Here is a 20958-nt window from a genome sequence, read left to right on the forward strand (position 1 = left end):
CTCAGCCCTCCGCCTGTTCCGCTGCCGGCTCCGCCGCCGCGTACCAGTCGGCGATCTGCGGGCCGGTGGCGAAGGCGACGTGCGGCGAGGCCTGCAACAGGTCCAGCATGGCTTCCAGCTCGTGCAGCCGGTGCGGCACCGCGATCAGATGCGGGTGCAGGCCGATGGCCAGAACGCGCGGGTTCTCCGCGCATTCCCGCTCGAACAGCCGCAGGGTGTGGCCGAGCCGGCTCAGCATCTCCCCCGTCGCGTGCTTTTCGATGGCGTAGACGATGGAGTCGTTGATTTCCAGGTTGTAGGGCATGGCGAGCAGCGGGCCGTGCGCGGTGCGCATCCAACTCGGCAGGTCGTCCACCACCCAGTCGAACACATGGTCGATGCCCTGGCGGCGCAGCAGGTCGGGCGTCTGCACCGTCTCGCGCAGGCCGGGGCTCAGCCAGCCGCGCGGGCGCGTGCCGGTGAAGCGCTCGATGCGGTCCAGCGCCGCCTCGATCAACGCCTCCTCGCCGTCTCCGGCGTGGTTGATCGCCTTCTGGTGCATGCCGTGGCCGATGAACTCCCAGCCGGCGGCGAGCATGGCCTCGGCGGCCTGCGGGTAGGCGTCGATGACCCCGGCGTTGAGGCTGGTCGAGGCGGGCACGCCGCGGTCGCGGAACAGCTTCAGGATGCGCGGCAGGCCGCTGCGCATGCCGTAGTCGGCCCAGCTGAAGTTCGGCACGTCCGGCACCGTCTCCCGCCCGTGGGGCGGGGTGATGATGGTGCGCGGCATCGCCTCGTCGAAGCGCCAGTTCTCCACGTTGACGACCAGATGGGCGATGATCCGCCGCCCCTGGAAGTCGGGCAGCGCCGGCCGCGCGTCGGACAGGCGGTAGCTGATCCGGGGGTTGGTCATGCGTGTTCCTTCTGCGCTTCGCGCATCTCGGCCATGATGGCGGCCTTGTGCCGGATGAAGGCGGGGTCGGTGAGCTGATCGACGGAGCGGGGCCGCGGCAGGTCCACGGTGATCTCGCGGGTGATCCGCCCCGGCCGGGCCGACATGATGCAGATGCGGTCGGCGAGCAGGATCGCCTCGTCGATGTCGTGCGTGACGAACAGCACCGTGGTGCCGAGCGTCTGCCAGACGTCGAGCAGAAGCTGCTGCATGCTCATGCGCGTCTGGGCGTCGAGCGCGCCGAACGGCTCGTCCATCAGCAGCGCCTTGGGGTCCATGACCAGGGCGCGGGCGATGCCGACGCGCTGGCGCATGCCGCCGGAGAGCTGCGAGGGCAGGGCGCTGGCGAAGCGCTCCAGCCCGACGAGGCGGAGCAGCTCGCGGATCTTCGGCTCGTATTCGGCGCGCGGGCGCTTCTGGACGCTCGGCCCGAAGGCGATGTTCTGCTCCACCGTCAGCCAGGGCAGCAGGGCCGCCTCCTGGAAGACGACGGCGCGTTCCGGGCCGGGGCTGTCGACCGTGCCGCCGTTGAAGGACAGCGCGCCGGAGGTCATCTCCTCGAAACCGGCGATGAGGTTGAGCAGGGTGGATTTGCCGCAGCCCGAGGGGCCGAGCAGGGCGACGAACTCGCCCTCGCCGATGTCGAGGTTGACGCGGTCGAGCGCGATGACCGGCTGCTTGCCGGGGTAGGTCTTCACGACCTCGCGGAAACGAATGGTGCCCATGTGTGTCTCCGTCCTTTAAAGCGGATCGTGATCCGCTTTGGACCGCGACGGCGGTCCCGGCCGCCTGTGCGGCCGAAGCCCGCCGGCGAATGAGGCGATATCAGTGCGAGGCGAACCGGTGTTCGCCTCAGCGCGAGGCGGATTGGAGCCGGCGCCAGCGCAGGGCCCAGTGCTCGACGGTGACGATCAGGCGGTCGCTCAGCAGGCCCATGGCCCCGATCGACAGCATGTCGGCGATGACCACGTCCATGCGGCCTACGTAGTAGGCATCCCACAGCACGTAGCCGAGCCCCGACTTGACCGCGACCATCTCGGAAACGATGACCGCCGTCCAGGCGATGCCCAGACCGATGCGCAGCCCCGTGAAGATGGCCGGCAGCGCCGCCGGCAGGACCACGCGCCGCAGCACGTCGAACCGGCTGGCTCCCATCATCTCGGCCGCCCGGATCCAGTTGCGGTCGACGTCGCGGGCGCCGTGCGTGGCGTTCACCACGATCGGGTAGAAGCCGCCGAGAGCGATCAGGAAGATCGCGCCCATGTCCTGGATGCCGAACACGGCGATGGAGAAGGGCAGCCACGCGGTGATGGGGATGGGGCGCAGAAGCTGGATCGTCGGGTCCACCGTGCCGGACACGGCGCGGCTCCAGCCGATCATAACGCCCGCCGGGATGCCGATGGCCATGGCGAGCACGAAGCCCTGCGCGACGCGCATGGACGAGAACAGCACGTTGCTGAGCCAAGTGCCGCTGTAGGGGTTGAGGCCCATGCCCTGCGGGCCGAAGGCCCAGACGACCCAGGCGTCCCACACCCGGTCGGGCGTCGGCAGCACACCCCCGGCCAGCGAGCCGCCCGATCCGGCGAGCTGCCACGCCGCGATCACCAGGACGGGCAGCAGCGCCGCGCGCATCGCCGCCCCGGTGCGTCCCGCCGGGAACAGGCCCCGGCTCTTCACCTTGGGAGCCGCCGGCACGGGGGCCGCGTCCAGGGCTCTTGCGGGCGCGTCATTCATCACTCCAGTCCTCCGCCATTCTTGTCGGCCGCCACGCTGTCGGAAGGCCGCCCGCCGAAGCGGGCGGCGGCTTGCCGTGTCACTGAGCCTTCTCGACGAAGGAGGCGTCCCAGTACTTCTCGATGTCGCCCGACACGTCCTTCGGGATCACGCCCAGCTCGTTGAAGGCTTTGGCCTGACGCTTGATCTGGTCGACCGTGGTGACGGAGCCAAGCTCGATCACCTTGGACGCCTCGGCGGCGAGCTTGGTGTCGAGGCCGGTCAGCGACGCGTAGGCCTTGGTGAACTCGTCCGGGGAAGCGGCGAGCTTCTTCTGCGCCTGCAGATAGGCCCAGACGAACCGCTCCATGGCGGGACGCTTCTCGGCCATCGACTTGCGGTTGGCGGCCAGCATGCCGAGTTCCGCGCCGACCGACTTGGACTGGCTGTATTCGAGATTCTTGGCGAAGAAGCCGTAGCCTTCCATCACGGGGATGGATTCGAAGGGCTCCCAGGTGACGATGGCGTCGACCTCGCCGCGCTGCAGGGCCTGGTCGAAGTTGGCGCCGCCGCCCTGGATGTTCACGGCCTGGAAGCTGTTGTAGGGAATGTTCTTCTCGGTCAGGGTCGCGGCGAACTGGAACCACACCGCCGAACCGGGGGCGATGGCGACCTTCTTGCCCTTCAGGTCGTCCCAGCTGTCGAGTTTCACGCCCTTGCGGCCGATCACGTATTTCGGGGAGCTGCCGACGCCCATGACGCCGACCATGTCGGTGGCGCCCTGGGCCAGCGAGATCGCGAGGTCGGCGGGTCCGACGGTGGCCATGTCAAGGGAGCCGGCGAGGAGCGCGGTGCGCGCGTCGGCGTAGCGGGCGAACTCGACCGTCTTCAGCTCGACCCCGAGCTTCTTGAGGTCGTCGGTGATCATCACCACCGGGGCGAGATGGCCCACCTTCTGATAGCCCACCGTCAGCTCGACCGGCTTCGGCAGGGGAGCGGGTTCCGCCGCGCGCGCGGCGGTTGACAAGGCCAGACATCCGGCGATGACCGCGCCGATGGTGTTGAGACCCAGATGCTTCCAGTTCATGACTTGTCTCCCTGTTTATGGTTCGCCGCCCCGTGGGGCCGATCCTCCGCCTTACTTTCCCTTGAAATCGGGTTCTCTTTTTTGCGCGAAGGCGGCACGCCCCTCCGCGTAATCGGCGCTGGCGAAGCAGCGGGCGACGAGGGCGTCCACCGCTTCGGTGTCGGCCGGACCGTCGGTCCGCAGCGCTTCCAGCATGGCCCGTTTCGCCGCGCGCAGCGTCAAGGGCGCGTTTCCGGCGATCAGGCCGATATAGTCCTCCACCGCGCCGTCGAAGGCGGACGCGGGGCTCACGCGCTGGACGATGCCGAGGCTCGCCGCCTCGTCCGCCGTCACGATGCGCGCGCTGAACAGCAGGTCGGCGGCGGCGGCAGCGCCCATCCGCTGCACGACGAGGCGCACCAGCGGGAAGCCGTAGCCGAGCCCGAGCCGGGCGCCCGGCATGCGGAACCGCGCGCCGTCGTCGCTGAGCCGCAGGTCGCAGCACAGCGCCAGTTCCAGCCCGCCGCCGAAGCAGATGCCGCGGATGGCCGCGACCGTGGGCACCGGGGCGTTGAGGAGCGCCTCGGTCGCGGCCGATACCGCCTCCTCGTAGGCGGCGGCTTGGGCGGCGTCGGCGCGGACGGTGCCGAATTCGGAAATGTCGGCCCCGGCGGAGAAGGCGCGCTCCCCGGCGCCGCGAACCAGCAGGACGCGGACCGCGGGGTCGGCCACGGCGCGGCCGATGCGCTCGGGCAGGGAGCGCCACATTTCCAGCGTCATCGCGTTCAGCCGCCGGGGCTGGTCGAGCGTCAGGCGGGCGACCCCACCCGACACGTCGAGCCCCACCACGCCGCCAACCGCTCCCGGTTCCTGGCCGCTCATCAGACGATCCCCTGCGCCTTCAAGGCGGCGACGTCCGCCGCGGACAGGCCGATGGCGCCCAGCACCTCCGCCGTGTGCTCGCCCGCGTCGGGGGCGGGCCGCTCGATGCGGGCGGGCGTGCGCGACAGGCCGACCGGCTGGCCGACGAGGCGCATGGCGCCGCGGGCGGGATGCTCGCAGGGCACGGCGATGCCGAGATGCCCGACCTGCGGGTCGGCGAAGACCTCGTCCATGCGGTAGATCGGCCCCGCCGGAACCCCTTCCTCCTCCAGACGCGCCAGCCAGTCCGCCGTCTTGCGGGTGCGGAACACCTCCTCCAGCAGCGGCTTGAGCGTCGGGCGGTTGCGGAAGCGCTGCTCCTGCGTGGCGTACTCGGGGGCGTCGGCGAGGTCCTCGCGCTCGATGGCCCGGCAGAAGGACCGCCACTGGCCATCGCCGCCGACGCCGATGTTCAGGTGGCCGTCGGCCGTCGCCATCACGCCCATGGGGGTCGAGTAGGGGTGGTCGTTGCCCGCCGGCTGCGGGACCTCGCCCTCCACCAGATAGCGCGCCGCCTGGAAATCCATCAGGGCGATCTGGGATTCGAGAAGGGAGGTCTGGACCCACTGCCCCTCGCCGGAGCGGTCGCGTTCCGACAGGGCGACCAGGATGCCGATGGCCGCATACAGGCCGGAGGCGCTGTCGGCGACCGCGATGCCGGCCCGGACCGGACCTTGGCCGGGAAGGCCGGTCACGCTCATCAGGCCGCCCATGCCCTGGGCGATCTGGTCGAAGCCGGCGCGCTCGCGATAGGGGCCGGTCTGGCCGTAGCCGGAGATGGAGGCCAGGATGATCCGCGGATTCACCGCCCGCAGCGCGTCGTAGCCGATGCCGAGGCGGTCCTTCACGTCGGGACGGTAGTTCTCGACCACCACGTCGGCCGTGCGCACCAGCTCCAGGAACAGGTCCCGCCCCTGCGGGGTGCGGAGGTTGAGCGACAGCGACCGCTTGTTGCGGTGCAGGTTCAGCATGTCGTAGCCGTGGCGGGGGCCGCTCATCCCCTCGTTGCGGTCGACGCCCGGCGGCGCCTCGACCTTGATGACGTCGGCCCCGAAGTCGGCGAGCACGCGGCAGCAGGTCGGGCCGGCGCGCACGCGCGTGAGATCCAGGACTCGGATGTGCTCAAGAGCTTTTGCGGGTTCGGATCGGGTCATGAGCCACGCTGTGCAAGAGGGCTGGGAAAATCGGTGATGTCGCTGGGCCGCCGCCGGTGCCAGCCGGTCCGCGCCTGCAAGGCCGCGGCGAGCGCCAGCAGCGCACCGTCCGTTCCGGGGCGGCCGACGATCTGGAGCGCCACCGGCATCCCGCGGTCGTCGAAGCCGGCCGGCACGGCGACCGCCGGCAGGCCGAGCGCGTTGACGAAGCGGGTGTAGGCGCTGAGCTGGTAGAGTGTGGCCGCGCGGAAGTCCGGGGAAGCCGGATCGGCCACCGCGACCGGCGGCGTGCGGATCGGCATGACCGGCAGCAGGAGGGCGTCGGCTTCGCCGAACAGGCTGTCCAGGATGGGCGCGGTGGCGCCGGACAGCGCCGCCTTCGCCGCCACGAGGCGGTCCGGCGTGATGTCCAGGCCTTTGGCGAGCCGCCGGGCGAGGGTCGGGTCCCGCGCGGCGAGGGCAAGCCCGCCATGCTGGGCCGCCGCCTCGGCCTGGAGAATGAGGAAGAGCGGGTCGGACAGCGCCTCGATGGCGGGCAGGCCCTGCCGCTGTTCCAACGAGACGCCGCAGGCGGCGATGGCCTCAACGGCCTCGCGGCAGGCCGCCTGGATCGGCGCTTCGGACGCCTCGACCGCGTCGAACAGGAGGGCAAAGCGGGCCGGCGGTTCGGATGGGAACGCCATATCCGCCGCCAGCACGGGCGCCATGAGTTGGATGTCGCGCGCGCTGCGCCCCAGAAGCCCGATGGTGTCGAGGCTTGGGGCCAGCGTCATCGCCCCGGCGACCGGCACCGCGCCGTAGGTCGGCTTCCAGGCGGTGACTCCGCAGGCCTGCGCGGGAATGCGCAACGACCCGGCGGTGTCCGATCCCAGAGCGGCGAACACCGCGCCGGCCGCCACCGCCACCGCCGATCCGGAGGACGAGCCGCCGGGGACGATGTCGCGGTTCCAGGGGTTGAGCGCCTTGCCCACGCCGGAGGGCTCGTAGGCCAGCGCCGTCATGGTGGTGAAGCCGATCCGCCGCGCCCCGGCCCCATCGAGCCGTTCCAGCACCGCCGCCGCCCGCTCCGCTGCCGGGCCGGCGGTGTCTGCCGCCACGCCGGGAAGGCCGCAGCCGGGCGAGCGGCCCACGCTGTCGAACATGTCCTTGGCGGCGTAGGGCAGCCCGGCCAGCGGGCCGGCGGTGTCCGTTTCGGCGGTGCCGATCTCGACGAAGCAGCCGAAGCGAGCCTGAACCTCCGGCGCCCAGGCCGCGCAGGTCGCGGCGGCCTCCGCGCGGGCCGGTGTCGGGAGCCCGCTCCAATCCGTGAAACCGGGCCCGGCCCCGCAGGGGTCGTCAGGAACATCGGGGTTCTGGCTGGTCCAGGACATTCGGCCCACTCCCTCATCGCCGGACCTGATGATGAGGGTCTGCACAGTTGCCTAGAAGAACAATTGCGACACACCTGATTTCGAATTTCTCGAAATCACGGCTTCGGCACCGCCTGCTCCCGCAGGAAATCGAGAAGCCGTTGGCTGGGCGCGTCCAGCGCATCGGGTGAACGAACGCAAATCTCGAAGCTGCGTTCCGCCCACTCCTCGTCGAGGGCGACCAGTTCGACGCCGAGCGCGTTTGACAGCGGCAGCACGGCGCGCTTCGGCAGAACGCCGACGCCCAGCCCCAGGCTGATCATCTGGCACATCACCTCGAAGCTGCGGACCTGGACGCGCACCTTGATGAAGCGGCCCTCCGCCCGCGCCCGCTCGGCCAGCAGGCCGTGCACGGCGGTGCCGCCCTCCAGCGCCACATGCTCCTCGTCCAGAAGCTCGGCGAAGCGCAGGCTGGGCCGGTCAGCCAGACGATGCCCGCGCGGCAGCGCCACCCACAGCCGGTCCTTGGCGTAGGGGTAGCGGACCAGCCCCTCGGTCCCCCGGCCGCCGACGATGACCCCGATGTCGGCCTTCTTGCGGTACAGCGCGTCCAGCGTGTCGGCGCTGGGGCGTTCCTCCAGCTCCAGCTTGATGCCGGGATTCTCGGCGGCGAAGCGCGAGAGGTCGGCGGCGAGGCATTCCACCAGCGCCGAGGAGGAAGCGTAGACCCGCACATGGCCGCGCACGCCGGACCGGTATTCGGCGAGCATCGCCTCCAGCTGCGCCCCCAGATAGACCATGTCGTGGGCGTAGCGCAGCACGAGCAGCCCGGCCGGGGTCGGCTCGATGCCATGCGGGCGCCGTTTCAGCAGCGGCATCCCGGCGTCGTGCTCCAGCAGCCGGATGCGCCGGCTGGCGGCGGACACCGCGAGATTCAGGGCCTCGCTGGCGCGGCTCAGGCTTTTCAGCTCGCAGGCTTTCACGAACAGCCGAAGCGTCGCCAAGTCATGGTGAAGCACGGTCCACACACCCCATCCGCAATTCACCGGCCATCCGCAATCCGCCGGTCCCGACAGAGTGCCATTCCGGGTGCGGGCGAGCGAGTGCGATGACAAGGTGACGGGATTCGGCGTGCCCGGATCACAGCGACAGGGCCTGATATGGGTAAGCTGGCCTGGGCGTGATGTGAACGTACAGCCGCGCGGAACCCCGGTCAGCGCTCAGCCGGCACCATGATCGCCAACCGGATGGCGGTCCTAGGGCGTCCACATCGGCGGCTTCCAGCAGTCGGGTTTCCTCCCAACAGCTTCCTCAGACCATCACAACGCGAGGGGCTCGAACCAGACGGATCGTTTCGTTCGACATACGTGAAGGTCCGTCTGGATTAGTCCACTAAAGCGGATTGCAATCCGCTTTGGACCGCGACGGCGGTCCCGGTCGCATATGCGACCGGAGCCCGCCGGCGAATGAGGCGATAAGAGTCTAAAGCGAACGGAAGTTCGCTTTAGGGAGTGAGCCTGAGCGACCAGATCTGGTCGACGAGGTCGTGGCCGAACCGGTGGTTCGGCGTCTCCCCGGTCATCACGAAGCCGGCACGCCGATAAAGCCGGCAGGCGGCGGTCAGCGCGCTGACGGTCCAAAGCTCCAGCCGCTCGTAGCCCAACGCACGGGCGCGCGCGATGCAGGTGGTGACCAGCCGCTGCCCCACGCCCATGCCTCGCGCGTCGGGTTCGACGTAGAGCAGGCGGAGCTTGGCGACTCCGGGCTCCTCGCCACGCACGAGGAAGATCGAGCCCACCATGCGGCCGCTCACCTCCGCGATCCAAGCGTCGTCCTTCCGGGGGTCGAAGGCCTGGTGGAAGTCGGCAAGAATGCGGGCGGCCAGGGCCTCGTAATCGCCGTTCCATCCGTATTCCGAGCTGTAGAGGATCGCCTGGCGAGCGGCAACGAGGCCGAGATCGCCGGTCCGCAGGCCGCGAAGCCTTACCTCGGGTTCGGTGCCCTCGAAGGCGTCGCTGATGGAGACCGCCGCTGCCAAGAGACGGGAGCGCTGAAACGGGCTCAGGCTTTCGAGGAGCCTTCCGACCGCCATGCGCGTGCTGGCTTCCAGGGTCGCGAACGCACGTCCCCCTTCCTCAGTGAGGGAGAGAAGCTGGTGACGGCCATGGGCCGGGCTCTCGCGGACCGCAACGAGGCCGCGCTCCTGGAATCGCTTCACCGTCCTGCTGACCTGGGCCGGGTCGAGGCGCAGCGCGCGGGCGATGTCCGCAGCCATGGGGTCGGTCCGATTCGCCAACTCATACAGGATGCGCGCCTCGCTGAGGGTGAAGGGACTGCCGTCATAGGCGGCGTCGAGGAGCCCCAGCCGGCTCGTGTAGAGCCGATTGAAAGCGCGCAGCGTCGCGATGTCCTGATCGTGTTCGGTGGTCATGGGGCCTCCAATGTTGACTCAGTCAATATTGGAGAATATTGACTGAGTCAACATTGAGAAAGCGCTCATTCCGGTTCAGCGCGCCGGCACGAGGCGCGGCACCCAGCGGACGTAGGTGAGCATGGCCACCAACTCCACCAACGTCTGCGCCACCACCACCGCGGGCACCAGCGCTCCGCCGTCCGGCACGGCGAAGGCCAGCGGCAGGACGACCAGGGAGTTGCGCGTGCCGCCGCTGAAGACGACGGCCCGCGCCGCCTCGGTTTCCAGCCGGAACAGGCGCGCCACGGCCCGGCCGGCGTAGGGCATCGCCAACGCGAAGGCGATGTAGAGCGGCACGGCGAGGGCCACCGCCCGTGCCTGGGCGGCCACGTCGGCGGCGACTGACGCGACGACGAGGAACAGCACCACCGCCATGAGCGGCACCGGCAGCCACGCCAGGGCGTCCGCGGCGGCCTTTCCGGCACCGCCGCGCGTCGCCCAGGCCTGCGTCGCCCCGGCCAGCGCCAGCGGCACGGCGATCAGCCCGACGAAGGCGTCGATGAACGGACCCGGCTGCATCAGCGCCGCCGCCCCCTCCCCGGCGAACAGGCCGAGGTAGACGGGCAGAAGCAGCATCTGGACGAGCAGCAGCACCGGCGTCGCCGCCAGCACCAGCCGCGCGTCGCCGCGCCCGAGATGGGTGAAGACGACGACATAGTCGATGCAGGGCGCCAGCAGCACCAGCAGCACGCCGAGACGCACCGCCGCCTGCTCCGCGGGCAGGAGGGAGACCAGCCCGAAGACGACGCAGGGCACCACCGCGAAATTGACCAGAAGCAGGGCCGAGAGGAAGCGGGTGTTGGTGACACTGCGCCCCAGATCGCCCAGCGGGACCTGGAGAAAGGTCACGTAGATCAGCGCGGCGAGGGCCGGGTTGATGCCCGCTCCCCAGAGTTCGCCCGGCAGGACGACGGCGCTCAGCAGACCGGCGGCGACCGCGGCGAAATAGACGGGGACCTGATGGTTTTCCAGATCCGCGCGGGTGACGGCGGCCATGGCTCGGTTCCTGTTGGTGAAAGCGTGTTTGCCGGAAGTCCTGTTTGCTGGACGTCCGGGCTGGCCGGGTCACGGGCAGCAGCGGCCATCCTCGTGGTGGGGCGACAGCGCCTCGATGATGCGGCACTCAGCCATCCGGCCGCCGCGCCGGCACTGGTGGGCCAGCCGGTCCAGCTCCTCGCGCAGGCGCTCCAGATCGGCGATCTTCCGCTCCACTTCGTTGAGCTGCTCGACGACCAGCGCGTCAACCTCGCCGCAGGGGCGGTCTGGCTGGTCGGCGAGATCGAGCATCGCCCGGACCGTCTCCAGTGGGAAGCCGAGATCCCGCACCCGCCGGACGAAGGTCAGCCGCCGCACATGGTCATGGCCGTAGCTGCGGTAATTGCCCGCCGTGCGGGCGGGCGCCGGCAGGATGCCGATCTTCTCGTAGAAGCGGATGGTCTCCACCTTGGTGCCGGTCAGCTTGCCGAGCGCGCCGATGGACAGCTCCTGTTTCGCCATCACAAACCCTCTTGACCCTGTAGTAACTCCAGGGTCCATGGTAGCGCACGACAGGCAGCCGCGCACCCTCCAATGGCGCGGTCCGCCACACCGCCGGTCGGAGTGGATCATGCAGGACAAGACAATCGAGGCCGTCGCCCCGGGCACCGGGCAGGCCTTGCGCTACAAGGTGGCGGGCATGGATTGCCCGAGCTGCGTCGGCAAGATCGAAACCGCGTTGCGCCGCCTGCCGGGGACGTCCGGCGTCGGGCTCAACCACCATTCGCAGATTCTGCGGCTGTCGCTGGACGAGGCGGCGACGCCGCGCGCGACGGTCGAGGCGACCATCCGCGGGCTCGGCTTCGGGGTGGAGCCCGCCGATACGATCCACATTGCCGATGGCGACGGCGTGGTTACGGACGCCGCCAGCGGAACGGAGCCCCGCTGGTGGCAGACCGGCCGGGGCCGCATCACCATCCTGATCGCCCTGCTGGTCGGGGGCGGCTATCTGCTGTCGTTGCTGGCGCCGGCTGTGTCGGAGGTCGCTCTGATGCCCGCCGCCCTGTTCGGGCTGGCCGTTTTCGGGCGCCGCGCCGTCCGGCTCGCCCGCTCCGGTTCGCCCTTCAGCATCGAAATGCTGATGTCGGTGGCGACGCTGGGCGCGCTCGTCATCGGGGAGGCGGAGGAGGCCGCGGTGGTCGTCCTGCTCTTCGCCATCGGCGAGCTGCTGGAGGGCGTCGCCGCCGGCACCGCCCGTTCGGGCATCCGGGCACTGTCGGCTCTGGTCCCGCAAACGGCCCTGCTGATCGAGGGGGAGAGCGCCCGCGCGGTGCCGGTGGAGCGGCTGGAGGTCGGGCAACTCGTGCTCGTGCGGCCCGGCGACCGCGTGTCCGCCGACGGCGTGGTGGAGGAGGGCGAGTCCGACATCGACGAATCCCCGGTCACCGGCGAGTCCGTGCCGGTCGCCAAGACCGTGGGCTCCCCGGTCTTCGCCGGCGGCATCAACGCCACCGGGGTGCTGCGCGTTCGCGTGACCCGCAAGGCGTCGGACAACACCATCGCCCGCATCGTCCAGCTCGTCGAGGAGGCGCAGGCCGCCAAATCGCCGACCGCGCGCTGGATCGAGCGGTTCAGCGCCCGCTACACCCCCGCCGTCATCGCCGTGTCGGTCCTCACCGTCCTGGTGCCGCCGCTGGCCTTCGGCGGGGACTGGCACACCTGGATCTACCGCGGTCTGGCGCTGCTGCTGATCGGCTGCCCCTGCGCACTGGTCCTCTCCACCCCGGCGGCCATCGCCTCCGGGATCGCGGCGGGCGCCCGCCGTGGCCTGCTCATCAAGGGCGGCGCCGCGCTGGAGGCGATCGGCAAGGTGCGGACCATCGCCTTTGACAAGACCGGGACGCTGACCCTGGGGCAGCCGCGGGTCACCGACATCGTCCCGCTCGACGGAAACGAGCGCACGCTGCTCGGCCTTGCCGCCACCGTCGAGAATGGCTCGGCCCACCCGCTGGCCCGCGCCATTCTGGAGCGCGCGGCGGCCGACGGCGTGCCGCTGCGCCCGGCCCGCGACCGCAAGGCCGTTCCGGGACGCGCGGTGCAGGCTGTGGTCGGCGGGCGCCTGATCGAGGTCGGCTCCCCCCGCCACGCCGTGGAGCGGGGCGGTGCCGGGTCCTTGCCCGCCGACTTGCCCGCCGACACCGTCGCCGCCTTCGAGGAGGAGGGGAAGACGGTCGCGGTGGTCCTGGCGGACGGACGGCCCGTTGGGCTCCTGGCGCTGCGCGACGAGCCGCGGCCCGATGCCGCCCAGGGGATCGCCGCGTTGCGCGGGCTCGGCGTGCGCAGCGTCATGCTGACCGGCGACAACCGCCGCACCGGTCAGGCGGTCGCCCGGACGCTCGGCTTGGCTGTCGAGGCAGAACTGCTGCCGGAGGACAAGCTGCGTGCGATCGCCGGCCTGAAAGGGCAGGGGACGGTCGCGATGATCGGCGACGGCATCAACGACGGCCCGGCCCTGGCCGCCGCCGACGTCGGCATCGCCATGGGCGGCGGCACCGACGTCGCGCTGGAGACCGCCGACGCCGCCCTGCTGGGCAACCGCGTCGAGGGGGTGGCCGACCTCGTCACCCTGTCGCGGGCGACGCTCGCCAACATCCACCAGAACGTCGCCTTCGCGCTCGGCCTGAAGGCGGTCTTCCTGGTGACGACCCTGTTCGGCATCACCGATCTGTGGCTGGCTATCCTGGCGGACACCGGGGCCACCATCCTCGTCACGCTCAACGCGCTGCGCCTGCTCCGCCGCTCTGGTGTGAGCCCGGTGCCAGCGCCCTGAAGGAGAACAACATGGCGTTGTCATGGGGAGCCCCATCCGCTGGTTTGAGGTCCGCTGGTCTGAAACTGGCGGGCACCATCGGTGCGGTGGTCCTGATCCTCGACCAGCTCACCAAATGGGTCGCGCTGGAGCATCTTCTGGAGCCGCCCCGGCTGGTCGAGGTCACGCCCTTTCTGAATGTCGTGCTCGGCTTCAACACCGGGGTCAGTTTCGGCCTGCTGGAGAACGACAGCGTCTACGGCCCCTGGCTGCTGTCCGGAGCGGCGCTGCTCGTCGTCGCCATCCTCGTGGTCTGGGCGGCCCGCTCGGACAGCCGCGCCGAGGCGGCGAGCTTCGGCGCGATCGCAGGCGGGGCGATCGGCAACATCGTCGACCGTCTCCGCCAGGGCGCCGTCACCGACTTCATCGACCTTCACGCCTTCGGCTGGCACTGGCCGACCTTCAACGTCGCCGACATCGGCATCACCGGCGGTGTCGGGCTGCTGCTGCTCTCGGGGCTGTGGCCGCGCAAGGCATCGGGCGACGATGCCCCGGCCGGCCGGGATGGCGCGCCCCGCTGAGCCGGAGACTTACGGTTCCGCCGCTGCCACGGCGCGCTTCAGAACCTCGAAGACGCGCGGATCGCCCATCTGGGCGACGTTGAAGCGCAGAAAGCCGGCGGCCGACTGGCCGACGCTGAAGACGTTGCCGGGGGCAAGGACCACCTGCTCGTCCAGCGCCGCCCGCGCGACGGCCGCCGCATCCCGGCCGTCCGGCAGGCTGCACCACAGATAGAAGCCGCCGCGCGGCATCAGCCAGGGTTGCAGGCCGATGGCCGCCAGCCGGTCCGCCGTTTCGCGCCGCAGCCGCGCCAAGCGGAGGCGGAGGCCGTCGAGATGCTTGCGGTGGCCGCCGTCGCCGAGGGTGGCGAGGACGAGTTCGGCGGCGACCGGGCTCGGGCCACCGAAATTCGTCGCGACCTGGAGATCGACCAGCGCCTCCACCCACTCCGGCCGCGCCGCGAGGTAGCCGCAGCGGACCGAGGCGGACAGCGTCTTCGAGAAGCTGCCGATCCGGATGACCTGGGACAGCCCGTCCAGAACGGCGAGGCGCGGCGAGGGGTCCGGCTCGAAGCCGGCGAAGATGTCGTCCTCGACGATGGTGACGTCGTGGGCGGCGGCGGCCTTGAGCAGCCGGTGCGCCGTCTGCGGGGACATCGTGGCGCCGGTCGGGTTGTGCAGTGCCGAATTGGTGATGTAGAGGCGGGGGCGATGCTCGGCCAGCGCCGCGGCGAAGAGCGCGGTGTCCGGACCGTTCTGCGTGTAGGGCACGCCGACGATGCGGACCTGATGGGCGCGCAGCAGAGCCTGGAAGTTGAAATAGCAGGGGTCGTCAACCAGCACCGCGTCGCCGGGGCGCAGCAGGAAGCGGCAGATCAGGTCGATCGCTTGGGTTCCCGACCCGGTCAGAAGGATCTGTTCGGCTCCGGCGGCGATCCCCTCCTCGGCGAACTGCCGGGCCAGGAGCCGGCGCAGGGCGGGCGAGCCGCGCGTGCTGCCATAATCCGCCAGAACGGAATCGTCGGCGTGGGCGAGGCGGCGGAGGGCGCGGCGCAGGGCGGCGTTGGGCATCCAGTCCGCCGGCAGCCACCCACAGCCGGGCTTCAGCATGTCCGCGCCGGCGTCGAGCGACTGGCGCGACACCCAGAAGGGATCGATAGCCCGGTCGCGGCGCGGTTCGGCTTCGGCCAGGGCCAGCGGCGGCAGGGCGCCGGACACGTAGAAACCGGAGCCGGGGCGCGAGCGGATCACGCCGTCCGCGGCGAGCCGGTCGTAGGCCTCCACCACGGTGGACGGCGACACGCCCATGGCGGTGGCGAAGCGGCGGATCGAGGGCAGCCGGTCCCCCGGCGACAGCCGGCGGTCCGTCATCCTCTGGCGGATCGCGTCCATCACCTCGACCGTCCGTGTGCCCATTCGGTTGCCCATTCGGTTCGTCATCACGCCGCCTTCGGCAAGTGTATTGCACGCAGTACCAATACAGTTCGATGCGATTGTATGGGACTGTCGCTGTCTCCGCCAGTGCCCGCCGGGCTAGGCTCGCCCCGCAATGGCACGGGACCGGAAAGGATCATGGGATGCGGTGGGCGACGGCGGGCTGGGGCAGCGGGTTGCTGGGCGTGCTCATCTTCAGCGGATCGCTGCCGGCGACTCGCGTCGCGGTGGGCAGCTTCACGCCCCTGTTCCTGACCTCGGCGCGGGCGCTGATCGCCGCCCTGCTGGCGGCCGCTTTGTTGGCCCTGCTGCGGCAGGCCCGTCCGCGGCGCGGCGACCTCGCGCCGCTCGCGGTGGTGGCGCTCGGCGTGGTCGTCGGCTTCCCGCTGCTCACCGCGCTGGCGCTCCGGCACATCACCTCCGCGCACTCCATGGTGTTCATCGGCCTTTTGCCGCTGTCCACCGCCCTGTTCGGCGTGCTGCGCGGCCGGGAGCGGCCGAAGCCGGTCTTCTGGCTGTTCTCGGGCCTGGGCAGCCTCGCGGTGGTCGGCTTCGCCCTGGCGCAGGGCGGCGGCGCGTCGCTCACCGGGGCCGGCCTGATGGTGGCGGCCATCCTGCTCTGCGGGCTGGGCTACGCCGAGGGCGCGGTGCTGTCGCGCCGTCTCGGCGGCTGGCAGGTGATTTCCTGGGCGCTGGTGCTGACGATGCCGGTGATGGCCGGGCTGGCGCTCGCGACCATGCCGGACGCCTGGGCGGGCATCGAAACCCCGGCCTGGATTGGCCTTGCCTACGTCTCCGTCTTCAGCATGCTGATCGGCTTCGTCTTCTGGTACCGGGGGCTCGCGCTCGGCGGCATCGCCGGGGTCGGGCAATTGCAACTGCTCCAACCCTTCTTCGGGCTGTCGCTGGCGGGTCTTCTGCTGAACGAGCCGGTGGCCTGGAGCATGATCGCCGTGACCGGGCTGATCGTGCTGTGCGTCGCCGGAGCGAAGCGCTTCGCGTGAAAGGCGATCCTGGGACCATTGCTTTCGGGTTTTGAGTCTCGGCCTATGGCTATTGGGCTAACAAATCGTTTCTCGCCGCCGCCCCCCGTATCAGCTTAAAGTGGCGTCCCGCTGTGCGGCAATGGCCGCGCCCCTGTTGTAGAGGGGGTTTGGAACAAAGGACGGGACGCCTGCGTATGTCCAACGAGACCGACGTCTCCACCGCTCCCGATTTCCTCGCCAGCGGCGGCGAGATGGGCGCCCAGATGCGCGCGTTCGACTGGGCATCGACGGTGCTCGGTCCGCCCGAGGACTGGCCGCGCAGCCTGAAGACGGCGGTGCGGATCATGCTGACCTCCCGCCAGCCGATCTGGATCGGCTGGGGCAGGGACCTGATCTATCTCTACAACGACGCCTACAAATCGATCATCGGCGGCAAGCATCCCTGGGCGCTCGGGCGGCCGACCTCGGTCGTGTGGCGGGAGATCTGGGGCGACATCGGACCGATGCTGGCAACCGCCATGACGGGGGACGAGGGGACCTACGTCGAGGGGCAGCTCCTTGTCATGGAGCGCAACGGCTACCCGGAGGAGACCTACTACACCTTCTCCTACAGCCCGGTTCCCGACGACGACGGCAGCCCCGGCGGCATCATCTGCGCCAACTCCGACGACACGCAGCGGATCATCGGCGAACGGCAGCTCACCCTGCTGCGCGATCTGGCCGCCGGCACCGCCGACGCCCGGACCCTGCCGGAGGTGTGCGAGCGCAGCGCCCAGGCGCTCGCCACCAACCCGCGGGACATGCCCTTCGCGCTGCTCTATGTGGCCGAGCCCGATGGGGCCAGCGCCGCCCTCGCCGGGTCCTGCGGCATCGGGCGCGGCCATCCGGCGGCTCCGGAAACGCTGGCGGTGGACGGCACATCGGTGTGGCCCTTCACCCCGACGCTCCACGACCCGGTGCTGGTCGACGATCTTGCTGCGACGTTCGGCGCCGACCTTCCGCCCGGCGTCTGGCGGCGTCCGCCGGCCCAGGCCGCGGCGATTCCGGTTCCGGCCAGCGGCGAGGCGGGGCGGGCCGGCCTTCTCGTCGTCGGCCTGAATCCGTTCCGCCTGTTCGACGACGGCTACCGGCGCTTCCTGGGGCTGGTGGCGGGGCAGATCGCCGCGGCCATCACCAACGTCCAGACCTACGAGGCCGAGCGCCGGCGGGCCGAGATGCTGGCCGAGATCGACCGCGCCAAGACGGTGTTCTTCTCGAACGTCAGCCACGAGTTCCGCACGCCGCTGACCCTCATGCTGGGGCCGTTGGAGGAGGTGTTGCAGGCCGAGCCGGAGCGGATGGCGGACCATCGCGAGGACTTGGTGGTGGTCCACCGCAACGGGCAGCGCCTGCTCAAGCTCGTCAATGCGCTCCTGGATTTCTCGCGCATCGAGGCCGGGCGGACCCAGGCGCGCTACGAGCCGACCGACCTCGCGTTCTACACGGCCGAACTGGCGAGCGGCTTCCGCTCGGCCTGCGAGCGGGCCGGGCTGCGCCTCGTCGTCGACTGCCCGCCGCTCCCCGGTCCGGTCCATGTCGACCGCGGCATGTGGGAGACGGTCGTCCTCAACCTGCTGTCGAACGCCTTCAAATTCACCTTCCAGGGCGCGATCGCGGTGTCGCTGAGGCCGGTCGGCGAGGGCGCCGAACTCCGGGTGAGCGATTCCGGCACGGGCATCCTCGAATCCGAACTGCCGCGCCTGTTCGAGCGCTTCCACCGGGTCGAAGGCGCGCGGGGCCGCAGCCATGAGGGCACCGGCATCGGCCTCGCCCTGGTCCAGGAACTCGTCAAACTGCACGGCGGCACGATCCGGGTCGAGAGCGAGATGGACCACGGTTCGGTCTTCATCGTCACCGTGCCGTTCGGCACCGCCCACCTTCCGCAGGAGCGCGTCCTGGCGGAGCCGACCGGCGCCCCAGCTGGCGCGCGTACTCAAACCTATGTGGAGGAGGCACTGCGCTGGCTGCCCGGCTCGGCCGCCGCCGAAGGCGGAGCGCCGGTCCCCTTCATCGGCGCCGCGGAGACGGTGGTGGCGCCGGAGACGGGTGGGTGTCCGCGCCTCCTGCTGGCCGACGACAACGCCGACATGCGTGACTATGTGAGCCGCCTTCTCAATGGCCGCTACGCGGTCGAGGCGGTGCCCGACGGTCAGGCGGCCCTGGCGGCGATGCGCGCGAACCGACCGGACCTCGTTCTGACCGACATCATGATGCCCGTGCTGGACGGCTTCGGCCTGCTGCGCGCGATCCGCGAGGATGCCGACCTGCGCGACCTGCCGGTCATCCTGCTGTCGGCCCGGGCGGGCGAGGAGGCGAGCGTCGAGGGCCTGTCGGCCGGCGCCGACGATTATCTGGTCAAGCCGTTCTCGGCGCGCGAGCTGATCGCCCGCGTCGACACCGCCCTGGCCATGGTGCGCCTGCGCCGCGAGGTGGACAACGCGCTGCGCGAGAGCGAGGCGCGCTTCCGCAATCTCGCCGACCACGCCCCGGTGATGGTCTGGGTCACCGAACTCGACGGCTCCTGCACCTATCTCAACAAGTCCTGGTACGAGTTCACCGGACAGACTCCCGAGACGGGGTTGGGCTTCGGCTGGCTGGAAGCGACTCATCCCGACGACCGTCAGGCCGCCGAGGACATGTTCCTGGCCGCCAACGCGAAGAAGGAAGCGTTCCGGTTGGAGTACCGGCTGCGACGGGTCGATGGGGCCTATCGCTGGGCGATCGACGCCGCCGCCCCGCGCTTCGACGCGGAGGGCGGATTCCTCGGCTACATCGGTTCGGTGATCGACATCACCGAGCGCAAGGAGGTCGAGGACGCGCAAAGACGCCTCAACGACCTGCTGGAGCAGCGCATCGCCTCGGCGATCACCGAGCGGGAGCAGGTCGAGGCGCAGCTTCGCCAAGCCCAGAAGATGGATGCGGTCGGCAAGCTGACCGGCGGGGTGGCGCACGACTTCAACAACCTTCTCCAGGTGATCTCCGGCAACCTCCAACTCCTGGCGAAGGACATCGCGGGGAACGACCGGGCCGAGCAGCGGCTTCAGAACGCGCTGAGCGGCGTCAGCCGGGGATCGAAGCTGGTTTCCCAGCTCCTCGCCTTCGGCCGCCGCCAGCCCCTCGCCCCCCGCGTGGTCAATCTGGGCCGGCTCGTCCGCGGGCTCGACGAGATGCTGCGCCGCGTGCTCGGCGAGGGGGTCGAGATCGAGACCATGATCACCGGCGGCCTGTGGACCACCTTCGCCGACGAGAGCCAGGTCGAGAACGCGCTGCTCAATCTGGCGATCAACGCCCGCGACGCCATGAACGGCCACGGCCGGCTGACCATCGAGGCCGGCAACGCCTTCCTGGACGATCCCTACGCCGCCCGGCACGCCGAGGTGGAACCCGGCCAGTACGTCATGCTGGCGGTGACGGACACCGGCTGCGGCATCCCGCCGGACGTGTTGGATCACGTCTTTGAACCGTTCTTCACGACCAAGCCCGAAGGGCAGGGCACCGGCCTTGGCCTCAGCATGGTCTACGGCTTCGTCAAGCAGTCGGGCGGGCACGTCAAGATCTACAGCGAACCCGGCCAGGGGACCACGGTCCGCGTGTATCTTCCGCGCGCGCATCAGGCGGAAGACGTCGTGACGGTGATCGACAATGGGCCGGAGGCGGGCGGGTCGGAAACCGTGCTGGTGGTCGAGGACGATGACGACGTGCGGGCGACCGTGGTCGAGATGATGGCCGATCTGGGCTATCGCGTGCTCAAGGCGCGGGACGCGCAGAGCGCGCTGGCCATTGTGGAAAGCGGGGTGCCGATCGACCTGCTGTTCACCGACGTCGTCATGCCGGGGCCGCTGCGCAGCCCGGATCTGGCGCGCCGCGCGAAGGAGCGTCTGCCGGGGATCGCGGTCCTGTTCACCTCGGGCTACACCGAGAACGCGATCGTGCATGGCGGGCGGCTCGATCTCGGCGTTGAACTGCTGAGCAAGCCCTACACCCGCGAGGCGCTGTCCCGTAAGGTCCGGCATGTCCTGCGCAACCAGATGCAGCGATCCATGGGGCAGTCCGGAAAAAGGGAAGCGACCGCGAATCCATCCGCCGAACCCGCGACGGCGACGGCGGACGGCCGTCAGGGCCTGCGCGTGCTTGTGGTGGAGGACGATGCGCTGATCCGCCTCGTCACGGTGGAGATGCTGACCGGGCTCGGCCATTCGGTCGTCGAAGCGGGCAACGCCGAGGAAGCCCTGTCGATTGCCGAGACCCAGCCCGTCGACGCGCTGCTGACCGACATCAGCCTGCCGGGACAATCGGGAGAGCAGCTGGCCGCCGCGCTGCGCAAACGTCACCCGGCCCTGCCGGTGGTGTTCGCGTCGGGGGCCGACCGGGCGCCCGCCGGCGGCGTCCACCTGCCGAAGCCCTACGACGACGCCGCCTTGGCCGAGGCGTTGGACAAGGCGGTGAAGCCGCCCTGCTGAGCGCCCTTTCCGTCGCCGGCGACTACAGCCGGGCCGCCCTCCGTCCCGCCACTGCGGACTTGACGGAGGGCTTGATGATGGGCGCGGT

General features: G+C 70.4%; 16 protein-coding genes. 4 read left to right on the top strand and 12 right to left on the bottom strand.

Translation table 11 applies throughout. From position 1 onward, the window contains the following. Nucleotide 1: 1 nt before the first annotated feature. The 11 genes from ACWPN7_RS28035 to ACWPN7_RS28085 all read right to left on the bottom strand — a co-directional run bounded on the left by ACWPN7_RS28035 (nucleotide 2) and on the right by ACWPN7_RS28085 (nucleotide 11104). Entirely contained in the window at nucleotides 2-892 is an 891-nt protein-coding gene (locus ACWPN7_RS28035) for a polysaccharide deacetylase family protein (RefSeq protein WP_459196333.1), read from the bottom strand. Further along, nucleotides 889-1656 (bottom strand): ABC transporter ATP-binding protein, encoded by a 768-nt coding sequence (locus ACWPN7_RS28040; RefSeq protein WP_014199147.1) that lies wholly within the window; start codon nucleotides 1654-1656, stop codon nucleotides 889-891. Before ACWPN7_RS28040 ends, ACWPN7_RS28035 begins: the two co-directional genes overlap by 4 nt. Before the next feature lie 127 nt (nucleotides 1657-1783). Continuing rightward, entirely contained in the window at nucleotides 1784-2665 is an 882-nt protein-coding gene (locus ACWPN7_RS28045; RefSeq protein WP_035681614.1) for an ABC transporter permease, read from the bottom strand. Between the two features lie 79 nt (nucleotides 2666-2744). Further along, complete coding sequence (locus ACWPN7_RS28050) at nucleotides 2745-3731, bottom strand: ABC transporter substrate-binding protein (RefSeq protein WP_103041276.1); 987 nt, start codon at nucleotides 3729-3731, stop codon at nucleotides 2745-2747. Between the two features lie 51 nt (nucleotides 3732-3782). Continuing rightward, nucleotides 3783-4592, bottom strand: coding sequence for an enoyl-CoA hydratase (locus ACWPN7_RS28055; protein ID WP_103041277.1), 810 nt, complete (start codon nucleotides 4590-4592; stop codon nucleotides 3783-3785). Continuing rightward, the gene (locus ACWPN7_RS28060) at nucleotides 4592-5785 is read right to left on the bottom strand and encodes a CaiB/BaiF CoA transferase family protein (RefSeq protein WP_200776170.1); all 1194 of its coding nucleotides are present in this window, start codon (nucleotides 5783-5785) and stop codon (nucleotides 4592-4594) included. The genes ACWPN7_RS28055 and ACWPN7_RS28060 overlap by 1 nt, the downstream gene beginning before the upstream one ends. Further along, complete coding sequence (locus ACWPN7_RS28065) at nucleotides 5782-7155, bottom strand: amidase family protein (protein ID WP_492273527.1); 1374 nt, start codon at nucleotides 7153-7155, stop codon at nucleotides 5782-5784. Before ACWPN7_RS28065 ends, ACWPN7_RS28060 begins: the two co-directional genes overlap by 4 nt. A gap of 95 nt (nucleotides 7156-7250) precedes the next feature. Beyond that, a complete protein-coding gene (locus ACWPN7_RS28070) occupies nucleotides 7251-8153 on the bottom strand; it encodes a LysR family transcriptional regulator (protein WP_035681627.1) in 903 nt (300 codons plus the stop codon). A gap of 485 nt (nucleotides 8154-8638) precedes the next feature. Then, on the bottom strand, nucleotides 8639-9565 hold the full coding sequence (locus tag ACWPN7_RS28075) for a bifunctional helix-turn-helix transcriptional regulator/GNAT family N-acetyltransferase (RefSeq protein WP_459196335.1): 927 nt from the start codon (nucleotides 9563-9565) through the stop codon (nucleotides 8639-8641). 75 nt (nucleotides 9566-9640) lie between these two features. Beyond that, on the bottom strand, nucleotides 9641-10603 hold the full coding sequence (locus ACWPN7_RS28080; protein WP_459196336.1) for an arsenic resistance protein: 963 nt from the start codon (nucleotides 10601-10603) through the stop codon (nucleotides 9641-9643). A gap of 69 nt (nucleotides 10604-10672) precedes the next feature. Further along, entirely contained in the window at nucleotides 10673-11104 is a 432-nt protein-coding gene (locus ACWPN7_RS28085) for a MerR family transcriptional regulator (protein ID WP_040137551.1), read from the bottom strand. A 109-nt stretch (nucleotides 11105-11213) separates the two neighbouring features. Here ACWPN7_RS28085 and ACWPN7_RS28090 point away from each other — a divergent pair, with 109 nt between their 5' ends. Both ACWPN7_RS28090 and lspA read left to right on the top strand, forming a co-directional pair. Beyond that, nucleotides 11214-13412, top strand: a complete 2199-nt coding sequence (locus ACWPN7_RS28090; protein WP_459196337.1) for a heavy metal translocating P-type ATPase — start codon at nucleotides 11214-11216, stop codon at nucleotides 13410-13412. A gap of 44 nt (nucleotides 13413-13456) precedes the next feature. After that, nucleotides 13457-13972, top strand: a complete 516-nt coding sequence (gene lspA, locus ACWPN7_RS28095) for a signal peptidase II (protein WP_247874685.1) — start codon at nucleotides 13457-13459, stop codon at nucleotides 13970-13972. 9 nt (nucleotides 13973-13981) lie between these two features. On the opposite strand, the gene ACWPN7_RS28100 is transcribed toward lspA, so the two are convergent. Continuing rightward, nucleotides 13982-15391 carry an aminotransferase-like domain-containing protein gene (locus ACWPN7_RS28100; RefSeq protein WP_459196338.1) on the bottom strand — a complete coding sequence of 470 codons (1410 nt, stop codon included), beginning with the start codon at nucleotides 15389-15391 and terminating at the stop codon, nucleotides 13982-13984. 137 nt (nucleotides 15392-15528) lie between these two features. Here ACWPN7_RS28100 and ACWPN7_RS28105 point away from each other — a divergent pair, with 137 nt between their 5' ends. Both ACWPN7_RS28105 and ACWPN7_RS28110 read left to right on the top strand, forming a co-directional pair. Then, nucleotides 15529-16389: a DMT family transporter gene (locus ACWPN7_RS28105; protein WP_451996801.1), complete on the top strand. Its 861-nt coding sequence runs from the start codon at nucleotides 15529-15531 to the stop codon at nucleotides 16387-16389. A gap of 176 nt (nucleotides 16390-16565) precedes the next feature. Continuing rightward, complete coding sequence (locus ACWPN7_RS28110) at nucleotides 16566-20870, top strand: response regulator (protein WP_459196339.1); 4305 nt, start codon at nucleotides 16566-16568, stop codon at nucleotides 20868-20870. Nucleotides 20871-20958: the final 88 nt, after the last annotated feature.

It is taken from the genome of Azospirillum sp. UENF 312511 (assembly GCF_058780635.1).

What these genes read in the sequence shown, in the direction of transcription:
- ACWPN7_RS28045 (WP_035681614.1), bottom strand. Translation starts at nt 2,665, where the DNA reads ATGAATGACGCGCCCGCAAGAGCCCTGGACGCGGCCCCCGTGCCGGCG.
- ACWPN7_RS28100 (WP_459196338.1), bottom strand. Translation starts at nt 15,391, where the DNA reads ATGACGAACCGAATGGGCAACCGAATGGGCACACGGACGGTCGAGGTG.
- ACWPN7_RS28105 (WP_451996801.1), top strand. Translation starts at nt 15,529, where the DNA reads ATGCGGTGGGCGACGGCGGGCTGGGGCAGCGGGTTGCTGGGCGTGCTC.
- ACWPN7_RS28060 (WP_200776170.1), bottom strand. Translation starts at nt 5,785, where the DNA reads ATGACCCGATCCGAACCCGCAAAAGCTCTTGAGCACATCCGAGTCCTG.
- ACWPN7_RS28055 (WP_103041277.1), bottom strand. Translation starts at nt 4,592, where the DNA reads ATGAGCGGCCAGGAACCGGGAGCGGTTGGCGGCGTGGTGGGGCTCGAC.
- ACWPN7_RS28040 (WP_014199147.1), bottom strand. Translation starts at nt 1,656, where the DNA reads ATGGGCACCATTCGTTTCCGCGAGGTCGTGAAGACCTACCCCGGCAAG.
- ACWPN7_RS28110 (WP_459196339.1), top strand. Translation starts at nt 16,566, where the DNA reads ATGTCCAACGAGACCGACGTCTCCACCGCTCCCGATTTCCTCGCCAGC.
- ACWPN7_RS28075 (WP_459196335.1), bottom strand. Translation starts at nt 9,565, where the DNA reads ATGACCACCGAACACGATCAGGACATCGCGACGCTGCGCGCTTTCAAT.
- ACWPN7_RS28080 (WP_459196336.1), bottom strand. Translation starts at nt 10,603, where the DNA reads ATGGCCGCCGTCACCCGCGCGGATCTGGAAAACCATCAGGTCCCCGTC.
- ACWPN7_RS28085 (WP_040137551.1), bottom strand. Translation starts at nt 11,104, where the DNA reads ATGGCGAAACAGGAGCTGTCCATCGGCGCGCTCGGCAAGCTGACCGGC.
- ACWPN7_RS28065 (WP_492273527.1), bottom strand. Translation starts at nt 7,155, where the DNA reads ATGTCCTGGACCAGCCAGAACCCCGATGTTCCTGACGACCCCTGCGGG.
- ACWPN7_RS28090 (WP_459196337.1), top strand. Translation starts at nt 11,214, where the DNA reads ATGCAGGACAAGACAATCGAGGCCGTCGCCCCGGGCACCGGGCAGGCC.
- ACWPN7_RS28050 (WP_103041276.1), bottom strand. Translation starts at nt 3,731, where the DNA reads ATGAACTGGAAGCATCTGGGTCTCAACACCATCGGCGCGGTCATCGCC.
- ACWPN7_RS28035 (WP_459196333.1), bottom strand. Translation starts at nt 892, where the DNA reads ATGACCAACCCCCGGATCAGCTACCGCCTGTCCGACGCGCGGCCGGCG.